The following is a 13,633-nucleotide window of genomic DNA, read 5'->3' on the forward strand; positions in this document are numbered from 1 at the left end:
GGAACCTGCCGACGCTGCGGCCGGCCGCGGCACCCGATCTCGCGGCGATGCCGGGGGCTCGCGTACCCAAGTACGCTTCGCCCCCGCCATCCCCACGATCTCGGGCACCACGGCCGCCCTCGCTGACTTACTGCGCCAACCTGGAAGGTGCGGAACCATCCGTAGGGGCAAGAAGGAATCGGGATACAAAACAACGAAAGGGGAACGGTTATGGAATGGATAGGGGTTGTCGGCATCGTCGCCGGGCTCGTGTTCTTCGTCATCGCGGCCATGAGGGGCTGGAACGTGCTCATCACGTCCCTCGTCACCGCCGTCATCATCGCGCTCACCAACGGCATGGACGTCGCCGCCGCCATGGTGGGCGGCGAATCGTCCTACGTCACCGGGCTCGCGGGCTTCGTCCAGAAGAACCTGCTCATCTTCATGGGCGGCGCCATCATGGGCGAGTTCATGGACAAGTCCGGCGCCGCCAAGTCGATCGCGAACGCCATCATGAGCAAGGTGGGCACCAAGAGCCCGTATCTGGTGCTCTTGGGCATCGCCGCCGTGGGGGCCATCCTCACCTACGCGGGCATCTCCATGTTCGTGGCCATGTTCGCGCTCATCCCGCTGGCGCGTCCCATGTTCAAGGAGTGCAACATCCCGTGGCACCTGTTCTGCGCCGCGTGGACGCTGGGCGCCTGCTCGTTCACCATGGCCATGATCCCGGGCGTGCCCGCCATCGCCTGGATCAACGCCGCCAACGGCTGCGGCGTGTCCCTGACCGCCGCGCCCGTCATGGGCATCGTGGGCTCCGTCATCGCCATCGCCGTGTCGTGCCTCTACATCAAGTTCGCTTTGAAGCGCGCCCAGGCCAAGGGCGAGGTGTACGAGGTCGCCGAAGGCGAGAGCCGCATCGCCGACGACAAGCCCGTCCCGAACGTGCTCGTGGCCCTGTTGCCGCTCGTCCTGCTCATCGCCATCATCATCGTCGGCTCTCAGCTGGGCGTGGCCAACATCGTCTACATCGCCATGATCGTGGCCGTCGTGGCCAGCATGATACTGTTCGGCAAGCACATCGACAGCCAGCGCGACGTGCTGGGCAACGGCGCGAAGGCGGCGCTCGGGCCGGCGCTCTTCACCTCCGCCGCCGTCGGCGTGGGCACCGTGGCGGCCGCCTCCGTGGGCTTCACGGTCATCTACGAGGCCATCTTCAGCATGCCGGGCGGCACGTACGTGTCCGCCGCCACCATGGCCGCGGTCCTGGGCGGCGTCATGGGCTCCGGCTCGGGCGCGGTGGGCATCATCGCCGGCAACTTCCTCGATCCCTATCTGGCTACGGGCGTCGATCCGGCCGCGCTCGCCAAGATCATCGCCACGTCGGCCACCATCGGCGGTGCCCTGCCGAACTCCGGCGCCATGTTCGGCATGCTGGCGGCCATGGGCCTCAACCACAAGAACTCCTACAAGCACATCGCCGCCATCTCCATCGGGGCCGGCCTGTGCGCGCTGGTGGTCATGATCGTCATGGCCAATATCGGCATCGTCTAGGAGCCTCGGTAAGGGGGGCGTCATGAAGGAATCACCAGCTGCCGGGAAGACCTCTTCCGAGGTGAAGGCGCCGGCGCGGGGGAGGGCTCCTTCCCCGGCATCGCGGTCGTCGCTGTTCGAGCGCGTGCCCGACAGCGAGCGGCTGGCGTGGCCCGACATCGCGTCCATCCTGTCGGGCGTCGTGTCGAGCCTCTCCAAGCTCATGGGAGGCGGCATCGTGGCGTTCTACGCGGGCTGCCAGCTGGGCGGGGTGGCCATGGCCGTCACGTTCGCGCTGAGCTTCGCGCTCACCTACCTGGTGGGCAAGATCACCTTCCGCGAGGGCTTGCCCAACAACGTGGTCAGCCGTCTGTACATCTTCGGCACCAAGGGATCGGCGGCGGGGTCGCTCGTGTGGATATTCGTGTTGGTGGGCGTGCTGGCCGTGGGAACCGTGCAGCTGGGCAACGCCGTGCTCTTCGCGTTCGGTTGGAACGAGGAGTGGATGCGCTGGGCGCTGTTCGTGGGCATCTCGTGCGTCTGGGTGTTCATGGCCCTGTTCGGCACGAAGGCCATCGCGCGAATGAACGCGGTGTTCGTGGTGGCGCTGTTCTGCGTCATGGGTTATGTGGTGTACCTCGTCGCCGCGAACGGGCAGATGGCCGACGCGCTCACGCACGGCATCCTCATTCCGGGCGTGGGCGAGGCGGAGGGCTTCGCCTACGGCGTGAACTACGCCATCATGACGTCGGGCTTGCTCGCGCTGTTCGCGGCCGACTTCACGCGCTTCGCCCGACGCGAGCGCGACCTGGTGCCCATCTCGCTTGTGGGCAGCTTGTTCGCCGTGGCCACGTACCTGTTCGGTGCGCTCATCACCTACTACGGCTTCGAGCGGTCGGTCGCCTACTTCTCCGGCATGGGATACGACGCCGCCGGAGCCGCCCATGCCGCCATCACGAATCCCGGCGTGTCGCTGGTGCTGGCGGCCGGCGGGGTGGGTCTGGCCATCATATGCCTGTCGCAGATGAAGGTGGAGACGTCGAACTCCATCGGTGGCGCGAACGCGGTGTCGAACCTGTTCGACTCGTTGTTCGGCGTGAAGCTGAAGTGGCCGGCAGCCGTGGCAGTGGCAAACGCCGTGGGGCTCGCCTTCATCCTGGGCGGCATCTTGGACCAGGTTAACGCGTTCATGAGCTTCGGCAGCATCCTCACCATCGGATGGTGCGTGCTGCTCGTCACCGACTACTACGTGGTGCGCGGGCCGATGAGGATCGGGTCGCGCAACGTGGCTCTCGACGCTGTGGAGGACGTGAACTGGCGCGGCGTGGCCACCTTGGCTTTCGTGAGCGTCGTCAACGGCGTGCTGTACGCCACCGGCATCGTGGCGGTGCCGTTTTTGACGACGGCCCCCATGTCGTTCGCCGTGTACGTGGGCTTGAGCTGGGTGTTTCGACGGCAGGTGCGCGAGCGCGATGCCGCGCGGCGCGCCGAGGCCGCCGCGGGGGCCTGCGGCGTCGACAGCGCGGCGGGATAGGCTGAAGCGACCCGCTGCGGTTCGCTTCCGGCGACGGCAAACCTGGAAGTTCCCGGTCAGACGACCGTGAGCGATAGACAAGTTCCAATCGAACAGAAGGAGAGACACTATGTGCTTCAGACCAGCGACGACCGGCATGGGCCCCGTGAAGTGCCCGAAATGCGGCGCTGAGGTCGACCCCAAGCTCGACGAGTGCCCGAGCTGCGGCGCCAAGGCCGCGCCGACACCGGAGATCCCTGCGGCTCCGGGCGCCCCCGGCATCCCGAAGCCTCCGAGCGCGCCGCAGGCCCCCGGGGCTCCGAAACCGCCGAGCGCGTAACCGCCCACGGCGTTGCGCCTCTCGCGGCGATATCCTCTCCACCGGCGGCCAGGTGGCGGATGGGCCTCAATTTGGCACAAAAGCCGAGTTCAGGGAATCGGCAGTGGAGCGCAAGGAGGCTTCGTGTGACGTTCGAGAAGTGCGACCTGCGGTTTTGCCGCCAAGGCCCGGTGAAGCCCGTCGTTGCGAGCCTCTGGTATTCCCTGAACTCAATTTTCGTGCCATGGAAGGGCATACCCGCCGCCGAGTTGCGTGCGTGGAGAGCGGTTGCATTGCGGCACTCCTTGCACCCGTCAGCCGGCCACGCCGTACGCCCACATCGACGAGCTGGCTGACAGCACGTCGTCGAAGCTCCAGCGCTTCTCGGTGCGATCGACGCTGCCGGGATCGCAGACGACGAGGCGGCTGTGCTCGTCGATGCCGCACAGCACGATGTAGGTGGTGCGTCCGCCGAAGGCGTCGGAGGAGACGGCGCAGATGACGGGGAACCCCGCGTTGAGCTGGCGCCGCAAGGCGAGCTCGCTGGCTTCGACAGGGCGCGCCGTCAAGCCGATCTCGGCGGCTCCGTCAGTGAGCAGCGCGGTGGCGTCCGGCTGGTCCGCGTAGCCCTTGCGCTGCGCGAGGGAGGCCACCTCGACGGGTCCCATGGAGGCGTCGCCGGTGAGACAGGCGTGCACCATGGCCAGGCTCAGGGGGGCGGCGCCGGACGAGCCCATGGTGCCGGAGCCGTAGGGCCGGTCGGACCATTGGTAGTCGGCCTGGTACAGCTGGGGCACCGAGCCCTGCTCCCATTCCGACGCCGCCGTGCTGAGCGGGGCGTTGCTTCCCGCGGCGTCGGCCGAGTCGATGCTGAGCACGGTTCCGTCGACGATGCCGGTGAACCCGTTCGCCACGCCGATGCCCACGAAGGCCGCGGCCACGGCTACCACCGCCATGAGCATGACGGCCGCCAGGATGCGCATGGGCTCGACGTCGGAGAGCGCCGGCTTGGCGTCGAGGCGCGACTCGTCCGCGCGCGGCGGGCACACGGTCTGACAGGTGCGGTAGGACACCACGCGGCGCTCGTTGCTGCGGGGCGCGCTCGAATAGCGCACGCCTTGCGCGCAGTCGGGCAGGGCGTGGCGCTCGGACGCGTAAGGGTCGACGCGGCCGCCGACGCTCGCCTGTTCGGATACGAGATAGGGTAGTCCGCGGTACGGCATGCCGCGCCTCCTTTCGGTTTGGTTGCCCGTCGCGGCCGATCGCGTTTCCTCCATCGGTCCGCCCGAGGGTTTTCTTCAGTGCGAAAAGGGAGTTTAGGCCCCGGCCGTCGTCTGCCGCCTGCGATCGATCCATCCGTTTCCCGTGTATGGCCGATCAGTCAGCGAGCCGACACCCGCTTTCTCTCCCGATGCCCTCCCGGCATCTTCCCGTCAGCGGCTTCGCGGGACGGTCGGGCCGTCCGCTGATCTTTTCGGCCACGGTCCGCACGCGCGCGGCGCGCGCATAGTACAATGCATCCATGCTCAATCACCCGCCGCTCGCATCGCGGGCATCGCCGCTCGCGTCGGCCGGGGAACCGAAGAGAGAGAAGGAACGCGCATGGCCAGGGTGTACAACTTTTCAGCAGGTCCCGCCGTCTTGCCGGAGGAGGTGCTGGCCGAAGCCGCGTCGGAGATGCTGGACTACCGCGGCACGGGCATGTCCGTCATGGAGATGAGCCACCGCTCCAAGGCGTTCGGCGAGATCATCGAGAACGCCGAGGCCGATCTGCGCGAGCTCGTCGGCATCCCCGACAACTACCGCGTGCTGTTCCTGCAGGGCGGCGCGTCGCAGCAGTTCGCCGCCGTGCCCATGAACCTGATGAAGAACCGCGTGGCCGACTACATCATTACGGGCTCGTGGGCGAAGAAGGCCTTCAAGGAGGGGAAGATATACGGCGACGCGCGCGCCATCGCAAGCAGCGAGGACGAGACGTTCTCCTACATCCCCGACTGCTCCGACCTGGACGTGTCCGCCGACGCCGACTACGTCTACATCTGCGAGAACAACACCATCTACGGCACGAAGTTCCACACGCTGCCCAACACGAAGGGCAAGGACCTGGTGGCCGACGTGTCGTCGTGCTTCCTGTCCGAGCCGGTTGACATCACGAAGTACGGCGTGATGTACGGCGGCGCGCAGAAGAACATCGGCCCGGCCGGCGTGGTCATCTCCATCATCCGCGAGGACCTCATCCGCGACGACGTGCTGGAAGGCACGCCCACCATGCTGAAGTGGAAGACTCAGGCCGACGCGAACTCGCTGTACAACACGCCGCCCGCCTACGGCATCTACATCTGCGGCAAAGTGTTCAAGTGGCTGAAGGACCAGGGCGGCCTCGCGGCCATGCAGCAGCGCAACGAGGAGAAGGCCGCGCTGCTCTACGACTACCTGGACCAGAGCGATCTCTTCCGCGGCACCGTACGCAAGGAGGACCGCTCGCTCATGAACGTGCCCTTCGTCACCGGCGACGCCGACCTCGACGCCGCGTTCGTGGCCGAGTCGAAGGCCGCCGGTCTGGAGAACCTGAAGGGCCATCGCAGCGTGGGCGGCATGCGCGCCAGCATCTACAACGCCATGCCGAAGGCCGGCGTGGAGGCCCTCGTCGCTTTCATGGACAAGTTCGAGAAGGCACATTCTTAAGGAGCCAGCTCGACCTCGTGGAACCTCGAGCATCGATCCAGGACCCGAAGCGTTCGCTTCGGGTCCTCTTTTTGCCGACGGGGCATTCCTATATCCAATCGAAACCGTGTGATTTTCCTGCGGGAATCCTTCGACGGTCAAAGTTTTTCTTGCGCGGGGAGGATCGTAGGGTATACTGGCCATCAACAACTTCATAGATCGAAATGCAATGACGAGGACCAGTAGGGACGAATCCATCCTCAGAGAGCCGGCGGTTAGCTGCGAGCCGGTGATGGACGGTCCGAAAGCCCCCTCCGAGCAGTTCGGCATGAACGTTTCGCGCGCGAACGGACGATCTCCGCATCGACGCGCGGGGCAAGTAAGGCTGAGCCGGCGACAACCGTTACCCGTCTAAGCGTGCACCCGTCGTTTGCCGAGGTGCATCCTTTCTCATTAACCGTGGTCCTGGTGCAGCGACTTGCCTGCAGCGGGATTTTTTTATGGGCACACGGGCCGCAACCGCAGTGTCAAGGGCGGGGGCGGTACGCACGAGGAGAAAGGATCGGCATGTACCTGAGAAGCGAAGCCGTGACCACCGGGGTCGCGCGGGCACCGCACCGCAGCCTGCTCAAGGCCGACGGCATCACCGACGAGGAGCTGAAGCGGCCGCTCGTCGCCGTGTTCAACTCTCGCAACGACATCATCCCCGGCCACAACAACCTCGACAAGATCGCCGAGGCCGTGAAAGCCGGAATCTACCTGGCGGGCGGCGTTCCGTTCGAGATATCCACCATCGGCGTGTGCGACGGCATCGCCATGAACCACGAGGGCATGCACTATTCGCTCGTGTCGCGCGAGACCATCGCCGACAGCCTGGAATGCGCGGTGCAGGGCCACGCCTTCGACGCGCTCGTGTGCATCCCGAACTGCGACAAGATCGTTCCCGGCATGCTGCTGGGCGCGCTGCGCGTGAACATCCCCACGGTGTTCGTGTCGGGAGGTCCCATGCTCGCCGGCAAGCAGCCGGGAGGGTGCGGTCCCACCACCGACCTCAACACGTTGTTCGACGGCGCTGCCGCCGTGCAGAACGGCACCATGACCGAGGGCGAGCTGAAGTACTACGAGGACACGGCGTGCCCCACCTGCGGAAGCTGCTCTGGCATGTTCACGGCGAATTCCATGAACTGCCTGTGCGAGGCCCTGGGCATCGCGCTTCCCGGCAACGGCACCATCCCGGCCGTGTACTCCGAGCGCATCCGCCTGGCGAAGCACGCGGGCATGAAGGCGATGGAGCTGCTGGAGCAGGGCGTCTGCGCGCGCGACATCGTGAGCGAGGCCGCCATCAAGAACGCCATGGAGTGCGACATGGCCTTCGGCGGCTCCACGAACACGGTGCTGCACCTCACGGCCATCGCGCGGGAGGCGGGACACCCCATCACCATGGACGACTGGGACGCCGCCAGCGCGCGCACGCCGCACCTCGTGAAGCTGCAGCCCTCCGGCCCGCGCCCGCTGTCCGACCTGTACGAGGTGGGCGGCGTGCCGGTGGTCATGCACGAGCTGGACGAGCTGGGGCTCATCGACCGCGGCGCGGTGACGTGCATGGGCCCGATGGAGGAGTACCTGCGCACGTGCACCAAGCCCGCCGACGGCGAGGTCGTGCGTGCGCACGGCAACCCGTTCTCCCCGGTGGGCGCGCTTAAAGTGCTGCACGGCAACATCGCGCCCGACGGAGCCATCGTGAAGAAGTCGGCCGTGGACCCCTCGATGCTCTGCCACACCGGTCCCGCCCGATGCTTCGACAGCGAGGAGGAGGCCTGCGCGGCCATCAACGCCGGCAAGATCGTCGCCGGGGACGTGGTGGTCATTCGCTACGAGGGGCCGAAGGGCGGCCCGGGCATGCGCGAGATGCTCACGCCCACGTCCTCCATCGTGGGGATGGGCCTGTCCACCAGCGTGGCGCTCATCACCGACGGGCGCTTCTCGGGCGCCACGAAGGGCCCGGCCGTGGGGCACGTGAGCCCCGAGGCGGCGGCCGGCGGCCCCATCGCGCTCATCGAGGAAGGCGATCCCGTCACCGTCGACATCGAAGGCGGCGCGCTCACGCTGGGCGTGGACGACGCCGAACTGGAACGCCGTCGCGCGGCTTGGACGCCGCCGGCGCCGAAACACGACCACGGCGTGCTCGCGAAGTACGCGAAGCTCGTCTCGTCCGCAGACAAGGGGGCGTACGTCTCATGACCGAAGAAGCGAAGCAGAACGCACCGCGGCCCGGCGCGACGGCGGCCGCCGTCGGAGCGCCACGCGGCCTGGGCAGCAGGACCGACAAACAAGGTTCCACCATGACCGGCGCGCAGGCGGTCGTGGCCTCGCTCGAGGCCGAGGGCGTGGACCTGGTGTTCGGCTATCCGGGCGGCCAGGCCATCAAGATATACGACGCGCTGTACGACTCGAAGCAGATCAAGCACGTGCTCTCGCGCCACGAGCAGGGGGCGGTCCACGAGGCCGACGGCTACGCGCGCGCCACGGGCAACGTGGGCGTGGCCATCGTCACCAGCGGTCCCGGCGCCACGAACACGGTCACGGGCATCGCCACGGCCTACATGGACTCCGTGCCGCTCGTGGTCATCACGGGCCAGGTGCCGCGCGGCGTCATCGGCACCGACTCGTTCCAGGAGTCCGACATCGTGGGCATCACCATGCCGGTGGTGAAGCACAGCTATCTGCTGCAAACCACCGACGAGCTCACGCAAACCTTCCGCGAGGCGTTCCATATCGCGAAGACCGGCCGCCCCGGCCCCGTGCTCATCGACGTGCCCAGCGATCTGGCCAGCGAGCAGCTGGTGTTCGAGTACCCCGACGAGGTGAACCTGCCGTCGTACAGGCCCACGTACCGCGGCAACGCCAAGCAGATAAAGCAGGCGGTGGCGCGCATCCGCCGCGCCGAGCGTCCCGTGCTCTACGTGGGCGGCGGCGTGGTGTCCTCCGGCGCGTCGGCGGAGCTGAAGGCGCTGGCCGAGCTCATGCAGATCCCCGTGGTCACCACGCTCATGGGCAAGGGCGCGTTTCCCGCGTCGCACCCGTTGAACCTGGGGCCCGTGGGCATGCACGGCTCGAAGTACGCGAACCTGGCCATGACGGAGAGCGACCTCATCATCGCAGCGGGCGCGCGCTTCTCCGACCGCGTGACGGGCCGCCTCGACGAGTTCGCGCCGCATGCCGAGGTCGTCCACATCGACATCGACCCGGCCGAGATCGGCAAGGTGCGCGAGGCGCAGATCCCCATCGTGGGCGACCTGAAGGGCGTGCTCGGGGGCATCGTGGCCCAGCTTTCGAAGGAGGGCGCACAGCCCGAGACGGAGGCGTGGGTCGCCCAGATCGCCGAATGGCGGCGGCGCCACCCGTTCTACCACCCGAACGTGGGCGACGCCCCGAACGAGATCGTGCCCGAGGTGGTCATGGAGAAGCTCTCCGACGCGCTCGATCCCGAGAAGAGCATCGTCGTGACCGAGGTGGGGCAGCACCAGATGTGGGCCGCGCAGCACGTCGCGCGCGAAGTGCCGCGCTCGTTCATCTCGTCGGGCGGCCTCGGCACCATGGGCTTCGGCTTCCCGGCGTCCATCGGAGCCGCCATAGGCTGCCCCGACAAGACGGTGGTGTGCGTGGCCGGCGACGGGTCGTTCCAGATGAACAGCCAGGAGATGGCAACGGCGGCCATCCACGGCGTGCCGGTGAAGGTGCTTATCATGGACAACCGCTGCCTGGGGATGGTGCACCAGTGGCAGCACCTGTTCTACGGCGAGCGCTACTCGTCCACGCTGCTCGACGCCAACCCCGACTTCGTGAAGCTGGCCGACGCCTACGGCTGGCGGGCCGCGCGCGTGGAGGATCCCGGCGAGTTGGACGCGGCGCTCGCGCGCATGCTGGCCGCCGAGGGGCCCTACCTCTTGGACGTGGCCATCTCGCGTGACCAGAACGTATTCCCCATGGTGGCGCCCGGCAAGGCCCTCGACGACGTCATCGGCGCCATCGACGTGGCGGTGGGCGCCGTGCGCACGGACGTGCCCGAGGCGGACGGCGCCGCGGGCGGGAAAGGGGGAGAGCGATGAGGCACATCCTGTCGGTTCTCGTGGAGAACAAGCCCGGCGTGCTGTCGCGCGTGACGGGGCTCATCTCACGGCGCGGCTTCAACATCGAGTCGCTGTCCGTGGGCCCCACCGAAGACCCCACCATGTCGCGCGTCACGGCCATCGTGAAGGCCGACGAGGTGGCGTACGAGCAGATCACGAAGCAGCTGCACAAGCTCATCAGCGTGCACAAGATCAACGACCTCACCGACGAGGGCGCCATCGAGCGCGAGCTCGTGCTGTTCAAGGTGAACGCCACGCCCGAGCGCCGCAGCGAGATCATCGAGATAGCCAACGTGTTCCGCGCGAAGATCGTCGACGTGGGCAAGAGCTCGCTCACCATCGAGGCCACGGGCGACGAGAGCAAGCTCAAGGGCATGGAGGACCTCTTCCGCGCCTACGGCATCAAGGAGATCACCCGCACCGGCAAGATAGCGATGAGCCGGAACAGCAAGGACGTGTGAGAGCCTTGTCATCCTGAGCGGAGCGACCGAAGGGAGCGCAGTCGAAGGATCTTCAACTGCGGAGGTCTTGCGTTGCCGAAGATCCTTCGACTCGCTCCGCTCGCTCAGGATGACAAATGGGGCATTCATCCGCCCAGGACGACAACCTGAACCAAGGTAAAACCAGCCAACAGAAAGGACAAACAACCATGGCTGTTACGATCTACCACGAGCAGGACGCGAACCCGGAGCTCATCCAGGGCAAGAAGGTCGCCATCATCGGCTACGGCAGCCAGGGCCACGCCCACGCGCTCAACCTGAAGGACTCGGGTTGCGACGTGCGCGTGGGCCTGCGCGAGGGCTCGAAGTCGCGCGAGGCCGCCGAGGAGGCGGGCCTCAAGGTCATGAGCGTGGCCGACGCGGCCGAGGAAGCCGACCTCATCATGATCCTCACGCCCGACGAGACGCAGGCCGCCACGTACGAGGCCGAGATCGCCCCGCATCTGAAGCCCGGCGACACGCTGGCGTTCGCGCACGGCTTCAACATCCACTTCGGCTACATCACGCCGCCCGAAGACGTGGACGTCGTCATGATCGCGCCGAAGGGTCCGGGCCACATGGTGCGCCGCGTGTTCACCGAAGGCGCGGGCGTGCCGTGCCTCATCTGCGTGCAGCAAGACGCATCCGGCCAGGCCAAGGACGTGGCGCTGTCGTACGCGTGGGGCATCGGCGGCGCGCGCGCCGGCGTCATCGAGACCACGTTCAAGAACGAGACCGAAACCGACCTGTTCGGCGAGCAGGCGGTGCTGTGCGGCGGCGTGACGGCGCTCATCAACGCCGGTTTCGAGACGCTGGTGGAGGCGGGCTACCCGCCCGAGATGGCCTACTTCGAGTGCTTCCACGAGATGAAGCTCATCGTGGACCTCATGTACGAGGGCGGCATGGCGAACATGCGCTACTCCATCTCGAACACGGCCGAGTACGGCGACTACTACGCCGGCCCCCAGGTCATCACCGACGAGGCCAAGGCCGCCATGAAGACCATCCTCGCGCGCATCCAGGACGGCAGCTTCGCCCACGAGTTCATGGAGGATTCGAAGAACGGCCAGAAGTGGCTGCTCGAGCAGCGCAAGGAGCACGCCGAGGCGCAGATCGAGGAAGTGGGCGCCAACATCCGCTCCATGTTCAACTTCGTGCGCCGGTAGGCCCGCCGATCGGCCGCGGCGGAACAGGGGGCAGCGTCCGTGCTTCGACGCCCGTACCGAGGGCCTCTCGTTTCGCAATTCATAGGTTATTTCGCCGCTCGTCCTTAAAGGGCGGGCGGTTTCGTTTTATCATGGGGGCCGCTGCGCCGACGAGCGGTAGAATGCTCCGGCGCGGTAAAGCGAAAACATAGGAATCGAACTCTTGCAGAGGTGGTTGCCGTTATGACGAAGAAGGTTCTGGTTGCCGAGAAGCTGGCGGACGCGGGCGTCGCGCTGCTGCGCGACAAGGGCTACGAGGTCGACGTGAAGCTGGAGATGTCGCCCGAAGAGCTCGTCGCCGAGATTCCCGGCTACGACGCGCTCATCGTGCGCTCGGCCACGAAGGTCACGCGCGACGTCATCGAGGCGGGGAAGAACCTGCGCATCATCGGCCGCGCCGGCGTGGGCGTTGACAACGTGGACGTGGAGGCAGCCACGGACAGCGGCGTCATCGTGTGCAACGCCCCCACGTCGAACATCGTGAGCGCCGCCGAGCACACCATGGCCCTCATGTTGGCCTGCGCCCGCAACGTCGCCCAGGCCAACGCCTCCATGCACGCCGGCAAGTGGGAGCGCTCCAAGTTCACCGGCGTGGAGCTGTTCGAGAAAACGCTCGCCATCTTCGGCCTGGGGCGCATCGGCGGCCTGGTGGCCGAGCGGGCACGCGCGTTCGGCATGAAGCTCGTCGGCTACGACCCGTACTGCAGCCCCGAGCGCGCCGAGCAATTGGGCGTGACGCTCTACGACGACGTCGACGCCATCGTGCCGCTGGCCGACTTCATCACCGTGCACCTGCCCAAGACCAAGCAGACCATCGGCATGTTCGGACCCGAGCAGTACGCCCGCATGAAGGACGGCGTCATCCTGGTGAACGCGGCGCGCGGCGGCATCTACAACGTTGACTCGCTCGCCGACTTCCTAGCGGCCGGCAAGATAGGGGCCGTGGGCCTGGACGTGTACGAGAGCGAGCCCTGCACGGAGAGCCCGCTGCACGAGTTCGACAACGCCATCCTCACGCCGCATCTGGGGGCGTCCACGAAAGAGGCGCAGCTGCGCGCCGGCGTGCAGACGGCCGAGTACGTGGCCGCCGGCCTTGCGGGTTCCATCGTGCCTACGGCCGTGAACATGGCGCCCGTGCCCCCCGAGGTCATGGACGCGGTGGGGCCGTACGTGCCCGCCTGCCAGATGATGGGCAGCATGCTGGCGCAGATCCACGGCGAGGTGCCGCAGTACCTGAAGCTCACGGCGGCCGGCTCGCTCGCCGCCGCCGACCCGTCCATCCTCGTGGCGGGCACCGTGAAGGGCCTGCTGTCCTACCAGGGCCGGGCCACGGTCACGCCCGTGAACGCCGACGCGGTGGCCAAGCGCCACGGCATCAAGGTGGAGACGCAGGCGCGCCCTGACGCCGACGGCTACGCTTCCACGGTGGCCGTCATGGCCGACGGCACGGAGGTGGCCTGCACCCGCGGCGACGCCGCGCAGACGGCGCGCATCGTTTCGCTTCTGGGCTACAAGATAGACATCGCGCCGGGTCGCCAGTCCCTCATCTTCCAGTACGTTGACGCCCCGGGCCGCATGGGCACCATCGGCACCATTCTGGGCGAGGCCGGCATCAACATCACCACCATGCAGATAGGCGCGAAGGACGAAGACCCGTGCGCGCTCGTCTACATGAACGTGGAAGGCGAGGTGGACGACGCCGTGCTGGATCGCCTGCGCGCCGAGATATCCGAGTTGAAGAACCTCTGGTACGTGAAGCTGTAGCGAGAAGGGCGAGCATTCGGCCAATCGCGCAGACCTGAATGACTGCGAAG

Annotated in this window: 10 protein-coding genes; 9 read left to right on the plus strand and 1 reads right to left on the minus strand. The window is 67.0% G+C overall.

The window, feature by feature from the left end:
- The first annotated feature begins 210 nt into the window (after positions 1–210).
- The 3 genes from C1878_RS12845 to C1878_RS12855 all read left to right on the plus strand — a co-directional run bounded on the left by C1878_RS12845 (position 211) and on the right by C1878_RS12855 (position 3,362).
- Positions 211–1,530, plus strand: a complete 1,320-nt coding sequence (locus C1878_RS12845) for a GntP family permease (protein ID WP_114602019.1) — start codon at positions 211–213, stop codon at positions 1,528–1,530.
- 22 nt (positions 1,531–1,552) lie between these two features.
- Positions 1,553–3,043, plus strand: coding sequence for a hypothetical protein (locus C1878_RS12850; protein WP_147272947.1), 1,491 nt, complete (start codon positions 1,553–1,555; stop codon positions 3,041–3,043).
- Positions 3,044–3,152: 109 nt separating this feature from the next.
- The gene (locus C1878_RS12855) at positions 3,153–3,362 is read left to right on the plus strand and encodes a hypothetical protein (RefSeq protein WP_114602021.1); all 210 of its coding nucleotides are present in this window, start codon (positions 3,153–3,155) and stop codon (positions 3,360–3,362) included.
- A 293-nt stretch (positions 3,363–3,655) separates the two neighbouring features.
- On the opposite strand, the gene C1878_RS12860 is transcribed toward C1878_RS12855, so the two are convergent.
- Complete coding sequence (locus tag C1878_RS12860; protein WP_114602022.1) at positions 3,656–4,564, minus strand: hypothetical protein; 909 nt, start codon at positions 4,562–4,564, stop codon at positions 3,656–3,658.
- 379 nt (positions 4,565–4,943) lie between these two features.
- On the opposite strand from C1878_RS12860, the gene serC reads away from it, so the two are divergent.
- From serC to serA, 6 genes are all read left to right on the plus strand, one after another.
- Positions 4,944–6,026: a 3-phosphoserine/phosphohydroxythreonine transaminase gene (gene serC / locus C1878_RS12865; protein ID WP_114602023.1), complete on the plus strand. Its 1,083-nt coding sequence runs from the start codon at positions 4,944–4,946 to the stop codon at positions 6,024–6,026.
- Between the two features lie 546 nt (positions 6,027–6,572).
- On the plus strand, positions 6,573–8,246 hold the full coding sequence (gene ilvD, locus C1878_RS12870) for a dihydroxy-acid dehydratase (protein WP_114602024.1): 1,674 nt from the start codon (positions 6,573–6,575) through the stop codon (positions 8,244–8,246).
- Positions 8,243–10,114: a biosynthetic-type acetolactate synthase large subunit gene (ilvB, locus tag C1878_RS12875; protein ID WP_114602025.1), complete on the plus strand. Its 1,872-nt coding sequence runs from the start codon at positions 8,243–8,245 to the stop codon at positions 10,112–10,114. Before ilvD ends, ilvB begins: the two co-directional genes overlap by 4 nt.
- Positions 10,111–10,596, plus strand: coding sequence for an acetolactate synthase small subunit (gene ilvN / locus C1878_RS12880; protein ID WP_015538691.1), 486 nt, complete (start codon positions 10,111–10,113; stop codon positions 10,594–10,596). Before ilvB ends, ilvN begins: the two co-directional genes overlap by 4 nt.
- 116 nt (positions 10,597–10,712) lie before the next feature.
- Positions 10,713–11,780, plus strand: a complete 1,068-nt coding sequence (ilvC, locus tag C1878_RS12885; RefSeq protein WP_167510332.1) for a ketol-acid reductoisomerase — start codon at positions 10,713–10,715, stop codon at positions 11,778–11,780.
- A gap of 222 nt (positions 11,781–12,002) precedes the next feature.
- The gene (serA, locus tag C1878_RS12890) at positions 12,003–13,583 is read left to right on the plus strand and encodes a phosphoglycerate dehydrogenase (protein WP_114602027.1); all 1,581 of its coding nucleotides are present in this window, start codon (positions 12,003–12,005) and stop codon (positions 13,581–13,583) included.
- Positions 13,584–13,633: the final 50 nt, after the last annotated feature.

It is taken from the genome of Gordonibacter sp. 28C, assembly GCF_003339845.1.
Lineage (GTDB): Bacteria > Actinomycetota > Coriobacteriia > Coriobacteriales > Eggerthellaceae > Gordonibacter.